This window comes from Limnospira sp. PMC 289.06, from assembly GCF_032350395.1.
GTDB classification, from domain to species: domain Bacteria; phylum Cyanobacteriota; class Cyanobacteriia; order Cyanobacteriales; family Microcoleaceae; genus Limnospira; species Limnospira platensis.
This window is the reverse complement of sequence record NZ_JARPLC010000326.1, coordinates 1-1,244: the sequence shown is the minus strand read 5'-3', so window position 1 is coordinate 1,244 and position 1,244 is coordinate 1. Positions and strand designations below refer to the sequence as shown.

Annotated in this window: 1 protein-coding gene; it reads right to left on the bottom strand. The window is 51.8% G+C overall.

Features of this window, described 5'->3' with window-relative positions; all coding sequences use genetic code 11:
- Positions 1-1,186 (bottom strand): RRXRR domain-containing protein (locus P5674_RS24870; protein ID WP_315670405.1); only part of this gene is annotated, 1,186 nt, incomplete at its 3' end.
- Between the last annotated feature and the right edge of the window lie 58 nt (positions 1,187-1,244).

Here is a 1,244-nt window from a genome sequence, read left to right as displayed (position 1 = left end):
ACCCATCCTCGCGTAGCAGGTGGGGGAGGGATAGGAGCGGTGGTTGAGTGGGGTTCAATGCCCCCGAAACCACCAAGTTTGTACTACGCGCAATCAAAGAGACCTTAGAAGCGGTGAATTGACCCAACCGCTTCCAGTTGATATCGCTGACAGAAACCTGTCTGTGAGTGTCACCACTCACCCAGCCGACGATAACCCGACCTGCCATTTCAGCACGCACAATGTCACCCTTCCTGACCCCATGCCGTGTGGTGGTACCGCCATATTTACGACGCACCCCACCTTTGGCCGGAACCATCAAGTGCAGTTGTCTACGAGAAATGGGAGGTCTGCGAATCACTTTAAAGATGGATGGTGTTAACTGAACCAAACCCTTCCAGGTATGACCGTGAGTGTTGGCAGTGTGGAACGGTTCATATTTGACCAACTCAGAACAGGCCAGAGTCAGTCCATCCACGGCATGAGTTTCAGGAGTTTGAGCCGACTTGTCTTTTGACTTGACTAACCTTAACGCAGTCCTGAGATTAGCCGTTTCATACCCAAATTGAGTCTTAACCTGGGCTAGTTTTGACAACCAGCCCAGCATCACTTTTTGCCCCACCATTACAGGCGAGAAGGACTTGGACCCTTTTGCCTTTACATACTCATAGACGATCTTACTGACGGGGAATAGGCGGCATAGTTCAGTCACCACCCGCAATTCAAGTTGTCGGTTGGCTCGAATACTGGGAGGTAATTTGTTTTGTCTGCGGTTGTTAAAGCGCTTCTGCCGATGGGCACGCTTGGAATAGGCCCAATTGCGGTTAATCCGTCTCCCACGCCTTCCACGCCGCATCATGCGACGTTGTTTCATTCGGTCTTTGACGGCTGGGAATGGGAGAACCAAGTGAGCCAGAAATAGGGTTGCCTTGGGTGATTGCACCCCAACACCGCTATACAGTTTCCCCGGGTCAACTCCAACCGCAATCGGTTGAGTCTCTTCCCCAGACGGTTGCTGAGTTAGTTGAACGTAGAACACGCCCAGGTCTGACCATTTTCCCACGGCTACCCCATCTCGAATCCAACGTCTTGCTCGACTGGGCTTGGTTGGCATTAATGGTTTCCCACTGGGGGATAAAACCGGAACTCGTAGCATGGTGATAAACCTCTTGCGAGTTTGAGTCTCTTCGCCCACCGAATCAAACATGGCTTGGCTTTCCCAACGCCCCTAACCAGGAGGCTTGCAGATAATCCGATCTAGAGAA